Origin of the sequence: Bacteroides sp. D55t1_190419_B8, from assembly GCF_015558905.1 — a bacterium.
Classification (GTDB): Bacteria; Bacteroidota; Bacteroidia; order Bacteroidales; family Bacteroidaceae; genus Bacteroides; species Bacteroides vicugnae.
This window is the reverse complement of sequence record NZ_JADMOU010000022.1, coordinates 78957-94619: the sequence shown is the minus strand read 5'-3', so window position 1 is coordinate 94619 and position 15663 is coordinate 78957. Positions and strand designations below refer to the sequence as shown.

The following is a 15663-nucleotide window of genomic DNA, read 5'->3' as shown; positions in this document are numbered from 1 at the left end:
TTGAATAAACCATGAAAAACAGATTGATTGCTTTACTGGTACTTTTTACAGTTATTTTCTTTAGTACTGCACAGGCGCAAACTACCGCACGGAAGTTTGAGGCAGGCAAGAACACATTCTTGCTGGATGGAAAACCGTTTGTGGTGAAGGCTGCCGAGTTGCACTACACCCGCATCCCGCAAGCTTATTGGGAACATCGCATTGAGATGTGCAAGGCATTAGGCATGAATACTATTTGTATTTATATTTTCTGGAATATCCATGAGCAGGAAGAAGGTAAGTTCGATTTTTCCGGTCAGAATGATATTGCAGCTTTCTGCCGTGCGGCACAAAAACACGGTATGTATGTCATTGTCCGTCCCGGTCCGTATGTATGTGCGGAGTGGGAGATGGGGGGACTTCCCTGGTGGCTGTTGAAGAAAAAAGATATAGCCTTGCGTACGCTCGATCCCTATTATATGGAACGGGTAGGCGTCTTTATGAAAGAAGTAGGCAAGCAACTGGCTCCGCTGCAAGTGAATAAGGGGGGAAATATCATCATGGTGCAGGTAGAGAACGAATACGGTTCTTATGGAATCGACAAACCTTATGTTTCTGCCGTGCGCGACCTGGTTCGTGAATCCGGTTTTACCGATGTACCTCTGTTTCAATGTGACTGGAGCAGTAACTTCACCAATAATGCGCTCGATGACCTGATTTGGACAGTGAATTTCGGAACGGGTGCCAATATCGACCAGCAATTTAAAAAACTCAAAGAACTTCGCCCCGAAACTCCGTTGATGTGTAGCGAGTTCTGGAGCGGATGGTTCGACCACTGGGGACGCAAACATGAGACACGTCCTGCAAAAGATATGGTACAGGGCATCAAGGATATGCTCGACCGGAACATCTCTTTCAGTCTGTATATGACTCACGGAGGAACGACTTTCGGACATTGGGGAGGTGCGAACAACCCGGCTTATTCCGCCATGTGCAGCTCATACGATTATGATGCTCCGATTAGCGAACCCGGATGGACGACCGACAAGTTTTTCTTGCTTCGTGACTTGTTGAAAAACTATCTTCCGGCAGGTGAAACACTGCCCGCAGTACCCGCAGCTTTGCCTGTTATTGAAATCCCCGAGTTTCACTTCCATAAAGTGGCTTCGCTTTTCTCGAATCTGCCGGAGGCAAAACAAACGGTGGATATTCAACCGATGGAATCATTCAACCAGGGATGGGGAACGATTCTGTATCGCACCACATTGTCCGAAACTATTCTTGCAGGCACCACTTTGAAAATTACGGAAGTGCACGACTGGGCGCAGATATATGCCGACGGTAAACTGCTGGCACGTTTAGACCGTCGTAAAGGAGAATTTACAACGACCCTGCCCGCACTGAAAAAAGGCACACAACTGGATATTCTTGTGGAAGCAATGGGACGTGTTAACTTTGACAAATCTATCCACGACCGCAAAGGAATCACCGAAAAGGTGGAACTTATTTCGGGTAACCGGGCTAAGGAATTGAAAAACTGGACGGTGTATAACTTCCCGGTAGATTATTCCTTTATAAAAGATAAGAAATATAGCGATAAAAAGATGTTACCGACTATGCCTGCCTATTACAAGACTACCTTCACACTGGATAAAGTAGGAGATACTTTTCTGGATATGAGCACATGGGGGAAAGGCATGGTCTGGGTGAACGGTCATGCAATGGGGCGTTTTTGGGAGATCGGTCCGCAGCAGACTCTCTTTATGCCAGGGTGCTGGTTGAAAGAAGGAGAGAATGAAATTCTTGTTCTGGATTTGAAAGGTCCTACCCGGGCTTCCATCAAAGGTTTGAAGAAACCAATTCTCGATGTGCTTCGTGAAAAAGCTCCCGAAACACACCGCAAGGATGGAGAGAAACTGAAACTGACGGGTGAGAAAGTGGTTCACGAAGGAGCTTTCACTCCGGGCAACGGCTGGCAGGAGGTACGATTTATCACTCCGGTGAAAGGACGTTATTTCTGTCTGGAAGCACTTTCTCCGCAAGCAAATGATAACATCGCAGCGATAGCGGAGTTTGATGTCTTGGGAGCTGATGGTAAACCGGTATCCCGCGAACATTGGAAGATTCGTTATGCCGATAGTGAAGAAACACGTAGTGGCAACCGTACAGCCGACAAGATATTCGACTTGCAGGAATCCACTTTCTGGATGACAGTGGACAATGTTCCTTATCCTCATCAATTGGTAATTGACTTGAGCAAAGTGGAAAATGTGACCGGTTTCCGCTATCTGCCCCGCGCCGAAAAAGGGTATCCGGGTATGATTAAGGAATATCGCGTATATGTGAAACCTGCTGATTTCAACTACTAAACAGTGAATGAACAAGAATAAAACAATGGATGAAAAAGCATTGAAATGATGATGAATATGAAGAAAAATATAATTCTTTTCGCATTCCTATTTATAGGAGTGCTGACTGGGTATTGCCAGCAATCTGCTTACCTGTTTGTTTACTTTACCGGCAATCGCATGAGTGAGGAAGCCGTCCGGATGGCTGTTAGTCTTGATGGATATAATTATAAAGCCTTGAATGGAAATCAGCCGGTACTTGATTCCCGTGTGATTAGTTCGACAGGTGGAGTGCGTGATCCCCATATTCTGCGTTGTGAAGATGGGAAGACGTTTTATATGGTGGTTACGGATATGGTATCCGGAAATGGATGGAGTTCTAACCGTGCCATGGTACTTTTGAAATCAAAAGACCTTGTACACTGGACTTCCAATGTCGTGAATATCCAAAAGAAATATCCAGATCAGGAGGATCTGAAACGTGTGTGGGCACCACAAACTATTTATGATAAGGAAGCTGGGAAGTACATGGTTTACTGGTCTATGCAACATGGCAATGGTCCCGATATCATTTATTATGCTTATGCCAACAAAGATTTTACAGATATAGAAGGAGAACCGAAGCCACTGTTTCTTCCGAAAAACAGAAAATCATGTATTGATGGCGACATTATTTATAAAGATGGACTCTATCATTTGTTCTACAAAACGGAAGGGAATGGAAATGGAATTAAAAAAGCGACTACTTCCTCTCTGACCTCCGGACAGTGGGCGGAATCGGATGATTATAAGCAGCAGACGAAGGATGCGGTAGAAGGTGCAGGCATTTTTCCATTGATTGGTTCGGATAAATATATCTTGATGTACGATGTGTATATGAAAGGCAAATACCAGTTTACCGAAAGTTCCGATCTGGAATACTTTAAAGTGATTGACCATGCCGTCAGCATGGATTTTCATCCACGTCACGGTACTGTTATTCCGATTACTCAAAAAGAATTGCGACGCCTTTTCAAGGCATATGGTAAACCGGAAAGTTTCTAAAACTTTGCGATTGATAATCTTAATGCAATATATACCATGAGAAAATTATTCCTCTTTCTAGTTGTCTTGTTTTTGTCGTTTCAGCAGGTCACTTTAGCTGCAATCAAGGAAATGACGAGTACACCCGATTCGGTTTATCTGTTTTCTTTTGCAACTTCCGGAGACGACGGACGCAGCGGACTCAGTTTCGCCTGGAGTACAGATAAAGAAAACTGGTTTGAAATTGGCCGGAACTACGGATATCTCCGGTGCGATTATAGCCGCTGGGGATCACAGAAGAAAATGCTTGATCCTTATTTGAAACAATCGCCCGATGGCGAATGGATTTGTACCTGGAAACTGAATGACCGTGATGGATACGGCCAGGCTACTTCCAAGGATTTAATCAACTGGACTAGTCAGAAATATCCCCGTACTACGCCGGATTTTGACGGAGTGAGAGTGAAAGCTATTGTTGCCGGAGAAGAGCAGAAAGGGAATATCAACCGGGTAGCTTGGACCTTGGTGGATGGATTGGATAAAAATTATGGCTGGAATCAATATCGGAACTCATTACATGGAGAACGTCCGGTACAGGATGGAGAACGTTTTGCCGGTTTGAAGCCTGTAAAAGCAACGGTCACTGTACAACCGGAAGGTGCAAAGGCCATTAGTGATGTATTGCTGGGCGCTTTTTTTGAAGACATCAATTATTCGGCAGACGGAGGACTCTACGCAGAACTTATCCAAAACCGCGACTTCGAGTACGACCCTTCGGACAGGGAAGGAGATAAGAACTGGGATGGCTTTCATTCCTGGTCATTGAGAGGAGAGAAAACGACTTTCACTATTGATACTACCGACCCTATTCATATCAATAACCCACATTATGCCGTGCTGAATGTAGAACAACCGGGAGCTGCATTAGAAAATACAGGTTTTGATGGAATCGCACTGAACACCGGAGAGAAATATGATTTTTCCATCTTCGCCCGGGTTCCGCAGGGTAAATCAAATAAATTGCAGGTTCGTCTGGTAGATGGAAAAGGAAATGTGTGTGGAGAAACTTCTCTAACAGTGTCTTCCCGTCAATGGAAAACATATAAAGCGGTGATAACTGCTAAAGCTACTGCGGACACTCATCTCGAAATCATCCCTCAATCTGTTGGTGAATTGAATCTGGACATGATTTCCCTATTCCCGCAGAATACATTTAAAGGACGTAAGAACGGGCTTCGCAAAGATCTGGCTCAAGTGTTGGCTGATATTCATCCCCGTTTCATCCGTTTCCCCGGTGGCTGTGTGGCTCATGGTGATGGTTTGAAGAACATTTATCAATGGAAAAATACAGTAGGCCCGTTGGAAGCAAGAAAAGCGCAGCGTAACCTTTGGGGATACCATCAAAGCATGGGATTGGGTTATTTTGAATATTTCCAGTTTTGCGAAGATATTGGTGCGGAACCGCTTCCAGTGCTGGCGGCCGGTGTTCCTTGCCAGAACTCTGCCTGTCACGGCGACTTGAGAGGAGGACAACAAGGTGGTATTCCGATGAACGAAATGGGAGCTTATATTCAGGATATTCTTGATCTGATAGAATGGGCAAACGGTGACGCAAAGAAGACAAAGTGGGGAAAGGTACGTGCCGAAGCCGGGCATCCGAAACCATTCAATTTGAAATACATCGGTATCGGAAATGAAGATCTTATCACTGATATCTTCGAAGAACGCTTCACGATGATCTTCAATGCCATCAAAGAAAAATATCCTGAAATGATTGTTGTCGGTACAGTGGGACCGTTCAATGAGGGTACAGACTACGTGGAAGGATGGAAGCTGGCGGACAAACTGGGTATTCCGATGGTCGACGAACATTATTACCAGACTCCGGGATGGTTCCTGAACAACCAGGATTTCTACGACAAATACGATCGTTCGAAAAAGACAAAAGTATACTTGGGCGAATATGCAACTCACATACCGGGACGAAAGGCGAATATCGAAACAGCACTGACAGAAGCTCTTTATCTTGCTGCCTTGGAACGTAATGGCGATGTTGTACACATGACTTCCTATGCCCCTCTTCTCGCTAAAGAAGGACATACCCAGTGGAATCCGGATTTGATTTACTTCAATAACCGGGAAGTGAAACCTACCACCGGCTACTATGTTCAGAAACTCTACGGGCAGAATGCCGGGAACGAATATTTTCCGTCGCAGATCACTCTTGATAATAGAGACGATCAAGTGCGGAAACGCATTGCTTCTTCTATTGTCCGTGACTCGGCAAGTGGTGATGTGATTGTGAAGCTGGTCAATTTACTTCCCGTAGAAGTGAATACGAATGTCGACCTTTCCGGAATCGGTGCTATACAGTCTTCTGCAAAAAGAACCGTACTGACCGGCAAACCGGCCGATACCCCGCTACCTGTTGAAGACACGATGGAAGTAGCAGAAAAGTTTGACTACCAATTACCTGCCTATTCTTTTACGGTGATCCGCATAAAGAAGGCAAATGAGAAATAACAGAAAAAAGTGAAGATAATAACGACATAGATAATATGAAGAAGATAATAAGTACCCTGCTGGCTAGTTGCTGTCTGACTTCTCTGATAGCACAGGAAGTGGTAGTGAAAGGGCCGGATGAAAAACTGCAATTGGTTGTATCTGTTTCTCCAGCCGAAAAGCCAAGTTATTCGATTACCTACAATGGAAAGACAATGTTGGAGAAATCTCCTTTGGGTATGAATACGAATATCGGTGATTTTGCAAAAGGGATGAAACTGACAGGACACGCTGTTACTCCGATTGATACTGTTTATCATCAGGATCGTATTAAAACCTCCACAGTGCATTATCAGGCAAACGAACTGATTTGTAATTTTGAGAATCCGAAAGGGCAGAAAATAGATGTAGTCTTTCGTGTCAGCAATCACGATGTAGCTTTCCGCTATACTCTTCCGCGTCAGGATGGAAAAGGAAGTGTAACGGTAACTGCCGAAGAAACCGGCTTTTGCTTTCCGCAACAAACAACTACTTTCTTATGTCCGCAAAGCGATGCCATGATAGGTTGGAAGCGTACCAAGCCCAGTTATGAGGAAGAGTACAAGGCAGATGCTCCCATGAGTGACCGTTCACAGTACGGGCATGGCTACACATTCCCTTGTCTGTTCCGTATCGGTGACGATGGTTGGGTATTAGTCAGCGAAACAGGTGTGGACAGTCGTTATTGCGGTTCTCGTTTGAGCGATGTAAGCGAAGGCAATCTGTATACGGTTGCTTTCCCGATGGCTGAAGAAAATAACGGTAACGGAACTTCTGCTCCGGCATTTGCCCTTCCCGGTGCTACTCCCTGGCGTACCATAACTGTTGGCGAAACCTTGAAACCGATTGTGGAAACAACCGTTATCTGGGATGTCGTACGTCCTCTTTATGAAACGAAGCATGACTACCGTTTCGGACGCGGCACATGGAGCTGGATTCTCTGGCAGGATGGTAGTATCAACTGTGACGATCAGGTGCGCTATATTGATTTTGCAGCTGCAATGGGGTATGAGTATGCCTTGATCGATAACTGGTGGGATACGAACATCGGCCGTGACCGTATGAAATCTTTGATAGAATACGCACGAAGCAAAGGAGTGGAACTCTTCTTATGGTATAGCTCTTCCGGCTATTGGAATGATATTGAGCAGGGGCCGGTGAATCACATGGACAATGCCATTATCCGCAAACGTGAAATGAAATGGTTGCAAAGCCTTGGAGTGAAAGGAATCAAAGTTGATTTCTTTGGTGGCGACAAGCAGGAAACGATGCGCCTGTATGAAGATATTTTGAGTGATGCTGACGACCACGGTCTGATGGTAATCTTCCACGGTTGCACCATCCCTCGAGGATGGGAACGTATGTACCCGAATTATGTAGGCAGCGAGGCTGTACTGGCCTCCGAAAATATGGTTTTCGGCCAGCACTTCTGTGATGAAGAGGCTTTCAATGCCTGTCTGCATCCGTTTATCCGCAACGCGGTGGGTTGCATGGAATTCGGTGGTTGTTTTCTGAACAAACGGCTGAATCGCAACAATGACGGAGGAACTACCCGCCGTACTACTGATATATTTCAATTAGCCACTACCGTATTATTCCAGAATCCGGTACAGAATTTTGCGCTTGCTCCCAACAACCTGAAAGATGTTTCCCCTGTTTGTATGGACTATATGAAAACGGTTCCTACCACATGGGATGAGACACGTTTTATTGACGGATATCCGGGAAAATATGTAGTCTTGGCACGTCGCCACGGTGACACCTGGTATCTGGCAGCAGTGAATGCTGGGAAAGAAATCGTAAAGTTGAAACTGGATTTAGATATGTTTGCCGGAAAAACTGTTTCTCTGTATAAGGATGATAAAAAAGGAGAACCGCAGCTTCTGCCGTTGAAAGTGAAAGAAAACGGCAAAGTGCAGTTGGAAATCCTTCCACAGGGAGGTGTCGTATTGGTGAACAACTAGATGATATTTTTACTGACAGAACCAATTATAAACATAATAATACGTACCTAAAATACCCTTCACCTTTCACAATGCCCTATTCATCGGCATTAGCGGGTGAAGGGCAGGCTTTCACCTTTCTACCCTGACTTTCACAGATTGTCCAGTTTGCTAAATCCTTCATCTATAGTTGGCAGAAGAAGTGTTAGCAGATAGCTTCCGGACTATTATAGGAAAACTTCTTTTCTATAAAGGATAAACTTCCTTTGTATAGGAACCAAACTTTCTTTGCCTTATAAGAAAACTATAAATGCAAGCTTTGATTATATAAATGAAACTTTCATTTGTATAATCAAAGCTTTTGTTTTTATAAACGCAACTTGCAATTATAGATTGCATTTAATGAAAAGCAAGTTTACATACTGGTAATAAGAAGTTTACCAGTAATCAAAAGAAAGTTTGTTGTTAATGAAAAAGAAGTTAGTTAGTAATGAGTAGGAAACAGGTTAGATATGTCTTTAGAAGTAACAGGTGGAGAAGAATTATGCAGGGTTAAGAAAACGGAGGGTGAAAGGCGGATGAAAGAGTAACCTTCACCCGCAAATGCCGATGAATAGGGCATTGTGAAAGGTGAAGGCTGTATTTGTGAAATTAAAAAATAGGTGTTAGGGGGAAATCTACCGATTGGTTACTGTTTATTTCCCCAGTGTGAGATGGTGGGAATAAAGTTGAAACTTTATAATTTTAAGCCAACTCTCTTTCCCTTATAAGAAACTGATTGATCGAACGTCGTAGCATCACCGTCACCACAACCTTTTCCCGGTTCTACAATGATAATATTGAATTTACGATTTTTCAGCATTCCTTTGTAATTACCTTGGCGGTCGTTAATCGTCAGGGTGCGGTCTTTATCATTCCATTTCATGGCAATGGTAGTGTATGCTCCCTTTTCGTAATTGTAGTTGTCGAACTCATCTTCGTAAAGAGTAAATTCAGCGTCGGCGCCCGGATAAATGCGAAGTGTCAGATTATCCCATTTCTTTTCGGTGGAATATTGTACAGCCGGTCCCCAAGGTAGGATAGAACCTGCACGGACATAGACAGGCATGATGTCGATAGGCACTTCACGCTGGATGGTTTGTCCGCCTTTCAGGCTTTTTCCGGTCCAGAAATCAACCCATTGGGCACCTGCGGGTAGATAAACATCTGTCTTTCCTATCTTATTCATATTCTTCTGATAGCCGTTCTGTTTGTCGTCCTGCCATGTATAAAGCGAATCAGTTACGGGGCGGACAAGGAAATTACGGCCAAACATATACTCTGTATCCATCTCAAGTACTTTCTTATCTTTAGGAAAATCCATCATGAGTGGTCGGATGATGCTGCCCGCTTTGTTGGTAACTTCCCATGAAGTGCTGTAGAGATAGGGCAAAAGGCGATAGCGCAGGTGAGTATATTTTTCGAGCGCGTCATAAGCCCAGTCTCCTTTCTTGCCGAACTGGTATATTTCCACAGCTACCGGACTGGAATTGTGTGAACGCATGATCGGCTGGAATGCTCCCCACTGATACCAGCGCACGTGCAATTCATGATAAGCGATATTGTGTACATTATTGTTATATTTCCATGCGAAGAAGCCGCCTAGGTCGGTATTCCAGTATGGTATGCCGCATAGTGAGTAATTTAGTCCTGCCGCCAGTTGTTTCTTCATCACTTCCCAGGTAGAGACTACATCGCCGCTCCATGAATGTGACGCATAACGTTGCTGTCCTAGGAAAGACGAACGTGTGAGCAGGAATACCCGCTTGTCGGAAGTGGTGGCACGTTGATGTTCGTATACACCCTTGTTGGACATCAAAGGAAAAGCGTTGTGCACTCTGCGGAATGAACCCAGATAAGTGGGGGTGTCGAAATCTTTATCCTTGATTTCCAGATGATCCGGCTCGGTAGAGTCGAGCCACCAGCCATCCATTCCGAGATTGAAGATGTTCTTTTTCATTTCTGCCCAATACATATCGCGTGCTGTCGGATTGAACGGGTCGTAAGGTTTTACTCCGGCTTTGGGAGGCCATGTCTCGAAGTGAAGCAATGCTTTCAGGCTATCCATTTTCTGGTACATCTCTGTCCACGGACCGAACGAGGCCCATACTGAAATCATGATATGTGCATTCTGTTTATGTACATAGTCGATCATTTCTTTCGGACTTTTGATGCGTGGCGTTCCATAATTAGCATTTCTGTCTTCTCCGTTCGGGAGGAATTTCATGTATTCCGGATCACCCATTTTGTTGATATAGCGTGGGTTTTGGAATTTCATCGAGTTCCAGTTTTCGTTGCATCCCCAATATTGCCAGTCTTGGATGATACCGTCCAGTGGTACTTTCAGTTCACGGTACTTGTCTACTACTTCGCAGAGTTCGTCCGGACTTTTATAGCGTTCGCGGCATTGCCAGAATCCCAGTGTCCAGAGCGGATAGAGCGGGGCCTGACCGGTCAGCTCGCGCACTCCGGCTATTACACCGTCCGCATTGCCACCGTAAATGAAATAATAATCAGCGCAGTCGCCTACTTCCGAGTCGAACGACATCTCTTGCGGATTGTCGAGGAAAGTAGTGGGAGAGTAATTATCCCAATAAAGGGCATATCCTTTGACGGAATGAATAAACGGAATACAGATACTCATATTTTGATTGCGGAGGAGTAGTTTCTGGTTACGTTGGTTCACTTTACCCGTCTGCTGCTGTCCCAATCCGTAGATTACTTCGTCTTTATCCAGCAAAAAAGCCTGGCGGACATTGAAAGACGGAACACCTGCATCATTGAAAGGAGTGAATTGCGTTCCGTAATCTTTGTCCGTCAACAGACATTGGCCGGACGAATCGAAAAAATGGATACCCCCAGTCTTCGGGTTCACTTCCACTTGGATAAGACGACTGTTTAATGTCACATTTTTCCCCTTTTCACCGAAAGAAACAGGAGTTGTCTCAGGCGTTTTGACAATGACCAGACTTTCTTTATTGCAAGATTTCTGACTGGGCGTCTTATAAACCCTGACAATGGAGGGTGAATAAAACTCTATGTTGACATCCATCCCCTGTGTGGCACACTTGATGCCTTGTGAGGTACGTTGTACATTTTGTGCTGTACCATTGCCTGCTGCAACCATTGTTGCACATACCAGCAAGAAACCGGCTTTTCTAATAAGATTCATTTTCATGGTTTTTAGTGCTTTATGATGCAGCAAAAGTAGGGCAGAGGCAAGTAAAACGGACAATAATCAGGTTGAAACAAACAGTAATCACGTTGATTTCTTCACTTTTTCGGCATATTCTGACGGGCGGCATCCGTACATTTCCTGAAAGCATTTGCTTAAATAACTGGAACTGCTAAAACCTGTGTGTTCCGCAATTTCTGTAATACTTAGCTTGCCCTCTGTTATCAGTTGTGCTGCCCGTTGCAGACGAATGTTGCGGATAAAGAGGCTGGGAGACTGATCGAGCATAGTCACCAGTTTGCGGTATAATCCCGTTCGCTCCATATAGAGGTCGCGGCTTAGTTGCTCCACCGAATAGCCATTGACGTGCAGATTCTGTTCCACCAGTTTGATGGCTTGTGCCAGAAATGCAGATTCTTCCGTGTCCTGTTGCTGATGGTCGGGAGACGTTTCTTCTATGCTACAGGTTAGAGAATTATTTTGTTCGATCAGGTTGCGTATACGGAGTAATAGAATCTCTTCTTTATGCTTGCGTTCCATTTCCTTTCTGCTCCAATAGATATACAATCGGATACCGGTGAAAGCAATCAGTAATAAAATGACTGCATACAGGATATAAGCCGTGGTTGTTTTCCACCACGGTGCATGGATGGTTAATTTTATTGCTGTCACTTTGCCGTTCCACTGAAGAGGATTGTCCGAAGCCATGACTTTGAATGTATAATCTCCCGGTGGTAAATTGGTGTAAACAGCTTGAAGAAGACCTTTCCCCACAGTCGCATTTCCCTGTCTTCCTGCAAATGTACTCATCCATTGCGGGTCGATACCTTCCAGTTGATAACGGTAGTATGTGCGTTCATGATTGATATAATTCAATGCCGAAAATTCGAAAGTCAGGAAGTTTTGGTTATAGTCCAGTTCGATTTCGGTTGTATAAGGAGCAGCCTTGGACAGGATGATGCGGTTGCCATATTCTTTTCCAGTATTCACTTTTTCTCCATACAAGCGTAAGGCTGTGAAAACCGGCGGATCAGGAAGCATCGGATGAATGGAGTCCTTGTCGGGATGGAATATGTTAAAGCCATCAATACCACCCAAATAGAGAGTGCCGTCGGAAGAACTGAATACGGCATCTTTTATGTATTCGCCGTCCAAAGCACCGTCCAACTGATTGAACCGGGTGAAACTGATGTTCTTATTCTCCGGATTTATGTGGATGCGTGTGACACCATTACTAGTCGTTACCCAGATGTCTCGATATTTATCCTCAATGATACTCTGGATAAAGTTATTGCTTAATCCGTTTTCGCGATAGAAGGTACGTGGGATAGAGTCGTTTTCGCTGGTGAAAAGTTCCAGTCCGTCAGGAGTTCCTGCCCATGTCCAGCCGCGTGTGTCGGTATATAATGTATGATATACTTTGTTTCTGAAATAACAGTTCCTTGGGGTGTTCAACCGGTTCAGGATTTCAGGAGAAATTGTAGGGATAGCTGCCGATTTCAATACATGGGATTTCTGCTCATTGACTGTCAGTCGATAAACTCGGGAATGAGCTTTTAGATAGATATTTCCATCTTTATCTTCGGCGAAAGATTCAATATTGATTTCTTCTTCCGGGGAGACGGGAAATGCATTGCGACCTATATTAGTCAGTTTATGCATGGACGGGTGATGATATAATAATCCCCGATTGAAAGTTCCGAGCCATAACCCTCCTTGCCGGTCTTGAAAGACAGTGCTGATTTCGGTAGAAACAATCTGTCTGTTTCCGGTTTCCAATAGGGGGATGTATTTTTGTGTTCCTGTGTGGAGGTCAATAATCCAAAACCCGTGAACGCAACTAATATAGGCTTTCTCACCATTAGGGGTAATGATAAGGGTATTGAGAGTATAGTTCTGTTCGAAGAGTTTTTTCCATGTGCGCTTGTGGCTATTGAAATAGAATAAACCGCCTTTACGCCCGTTGCGTAGTTGATAGAAGCCGTCTGCGCTTTTGACGACGAGAGAAGTATTTTGATATTCAGCCTGTTCGGATGTAGGATAAGCGGCTATATTGTATACTGTTTTTTGGTCGGCTATGTGGTAACAGGACACTTCGCCTGTGTCATAGAATAAATATAGGGAGGTACTGTCGGCATTTAGGTCCTGCAATTTTCCGGAATACTTGCCGGGCAAGGTTATACGGGTCTTGTTGTTTAATTCTAGTAATTCGTTAGCTATGAGTAGCCAGATGTGTCCAGAATCGTCTACAAAAAGGTCTTCTACGGGGGCTTGTATCTTTCTGTTCTTAAAGTAAGCGTCTAAATCAGGAATGTATTCCTCTCTGTACAGGTCAATGCACATCAGTTTGTGAGTATCTTTAATCCATAAAAGAGAATCCTCACTCTGGTAAATGCGGTAATGCCCGTTATATTGGTTTAATGGATATACGTATTCCGTGGTGCGGTGAAGATAGCTAAAATGTACACCGTCGTATAAATTTACATTACCGCTGGTGGTGAATACCATTCTTCCGTCGGGCAACTGGAGGATATAACGTATTTGGTTATCACTCAATCCTTGCGACGCATTGATGGTGGTGAACAGGAATTCACCGGCATATATGAACGGTGTCATCCTGAAACAGAAAAATAAGCAGAGTAGAATCCGTATATTTCTCAAACTATTGGTAATCATGGTTATTTCAATATTACAAAGGTAATTGTTTCTTTCGGAAATAAAGAGGATAGGGGGAATAATTATGATATAATCATTCTTGCGATATCATTCCTAATCTTTTAACACCCTTCACTTTGTCTACGCGAGGAAATCGTTTATCTTTGCGTAGTGAATACTTAAATATCATCCCATTATGATTTATCCCATAGGAATACAGAACTTTGAGAGTCTGATAAATGACGGTTATGTGTATGTGGACAAGACGGCGTTAGTCTATCAAATGGCTACTACCGGACGTTATTATTTTCTTAGCCGTCCCCGACGTTTTGGGAAGAGCTTGCTTCTTTCTACGCTGGAAGCTTATCTGAGTGGGAAAAAGGAACTTTTCAGAGGGCTTGCCATCGAGAAGCTGGAACATAAATGGGAAGAACATCCTATTCTTCATCTTGACTTGAACACTGCCAAATATGACGCGATGGATAGCTTGAATCATGTTCTTGATGACAGTCTCAAAAAATGGGAAGAGATATATGGCACCTTTCCTACAGAGGTGACTTTTGCTTTGCGCTTAAAGGGAATCGTAGAACGTGCTTACGAAAAGACTGGTCATCGTGTAGCTATTCTTGTGGATGAATACGATAAGCCTATGTTGCAGGCTATCGGTAACGAGACATTACAGGCGGAATATCGTAGTACGCTGAAAGCTTTCTACTCTGTACTTAAAACACAGGATCGTTATATCAAACTTGCTTTCCTTACAGGTGTGACGAAATTCGGCAAAGTGAGTGTGTTCAGTGACTTGAATAACCTGAATGATATCTCTATGGATGACCGCTATATCAATATTTGTGGTATCACAGACGGAGAACTCCACGAATACTTTGATAATGATGTGGCGCTGTTAGGTGAAAGAAACGGGTTGACAAAGGAGGAATGTTACACTAAACTGAAGGAACAGTACGATGGTTACCATTTTGACTACAAAACCGAAGGACTCTATAATCCTTTCAGCATCCTCAATACTTTAGCTAAAATGAAGTTTGCCAATTATTGGTTCGAAACGGGTACTCCTTCATTTCTTGTTTTTCTGATGAAGAATTCGAATTACCAATTGGAAAAGCTAACCGAAGAGCAGGTTCCCGGTGATTTTTTGAATAGTATTGATTCTATGTCACGCAATCCTATCCCTGTCATTTATCAGAGTGGTTATCTCACGATAAAGGGGTATAATGAAGAATTTGATATCTACCGGTTGGGTTTTCCCAACAAAGAGGTGGAGAGTGGTTTCATTAAATATCTGATACCTTTTTACACACCGGTAGAAGAAGAAAAGACGGGATTTTTCATCACTAACTTTATCATGGATATACGTCGTGGTGCTCCTGAAAGCTTTATGCAGCGGATGCAATCCATGTTTGCCGATACTGACTACAAGATAACGGGGAAGATGGAACTTTATTTTCAAAATGCAATGTATCTGGTGTTCAAAATGTTGGGCTTTTATACCGACGTAGAACGTACCACTAGTAATGGGCGTATAGACATTGTGTTGAAAACCAAAGACTATATTTACGTGATGGAACTGAAACTTGATGGTACTGCCGACGATGCTTTGCGTCAGATAGAGGAGAAGGACTATGCTTTGCCTTTTGCCAAAGATTCCCGCAAATTATATAAAATAGGTGTTGACTTCTCTTCCGAGACACGCGGCATTAAGGAGTGGAAAATAATCCCTGATGCTGATGCATAGTGCATTGTGAAAGTTATGTAGCGGTCTTAGGGATTATTTTGTGATGGAAGCAAATGGAAAAAACGTCGATGAGTTATTTGATTTATTCCGTAGAATACAATACTTTTCGAAAGAATACATAAGGGGGCTTCTCGGAAAGCATACTATGTAGACTAAAAAGAATGATAATTCCTCTTATGATATATTGAAACTTCCTATCTTTGCTCA

General features: G+C 43.6%; 7 protein-coding genes. 5 read left to right on the top strand and 2 right to left on the bottom strand.

The genetic code is table 11. The annotated features are described in order from the left end of the window. Window positions 1–11: 11 nt before the first annotated feature. From I2I13_RS17340 to I2I13_RS17325, 4 genes are read left to right on the top strand one after another with little or no spacing between them, the layout of a single operon-like run. Window positions 12–2348 (top strand): beta-galactosidase, encoded by a 2337-nt coding sequence (locus I2I13_RS17340; RefSeq protein ID WP_195650098.1) that lies wholly within the window; start codon window positions 12–14, stop codon window positions 2346–2348. Window positions 2349–2393: 45 nt separating this feature from the next. After that, window positions 2394–3371: a glycoside hydrolase family 43 protein gene (locus I2I13_RS17335; RefSeq protein WP_074556686.1), complete on the top strand. Its 978-nt coding sequence runs from the start codon at window positions 2394–2396 to the stop codon at window positions 3369–3371. A 36-nt stretch (window positions 3372–3407) separates the two neighbouring features. Further along, entirely contained in the window at window positions 3408–5873 is a 2466-nt protein-coding gene (locus I2I13_RS17330) for an alpha-L-arabinofuranosidase C-terminal domain-containing protein (RefSeq protein ID WP_195650097.1), read from the top strand. A gap of 35 nt (window positions 5874–5908) precedes the next feature. Further along, on the top strand, window positions 5909–7855 hold the full coding sequence (locus I2I13_RS17325; protein WP_195650096.1) for a glycoside hydrolase family 97 protein: 1947 nt from the start codon (window positions 5909–5911) through the stop codon (window positions 7853–7855). Between the two features lie 715 nt (window positions 7856–8570). Here the strand turns inward: I2I13_RS17325 and I2I13_RS17320 are convergent. Together I2I13_RS17320 and I2I13_RS17315 are read right to left on the bottom strand one after the other, a co-directional pair. After that, window positions 8571–11051: a glycoside hydrolase family 31 protein gene (locus tag I2I13_RS17320; RefSeq protein ID WP_370540851.1), complete on the bottom strand. Its 2481-nt coding sequence runs from the start codon at window positions 11049–11051 to the stop codon at window positions 8571–8573. 81 nt (window positions 11052–11132) lie between these two features. Further along, the gene (locus tag I2I13_RS17315; RefSeq protein WP_195650095.1) at window positions 11133–13724 is read right to left on the bottom strand and encodes a helix-turn-helix domain-containing protein; all 2592 of its coding nucleotides are present in this window, start codon (window positions 13722–13724) and stop codon (window positions 11133–11135) included. A 175-nt stretch (window positions 13725–13899) separates the two neighbouring features. On the opposite strand from I2I13_RS17315, the gene I2I13_RS17310 reads away from it, so the two are divergent. Then, the gene (locus tag I2I13_RS17310; protein WP_195357475.1) at window positions 13900–15456 is read left to right on the top strand and encodes an ATP-binding protein; all 1557 of its coding nucleotides are present in this window, start codon (window positions 13900–13902) and stop codon (window positions 15454–15456) included. Window positions 15457–15663: the final 207 nt, after the last annotated feature.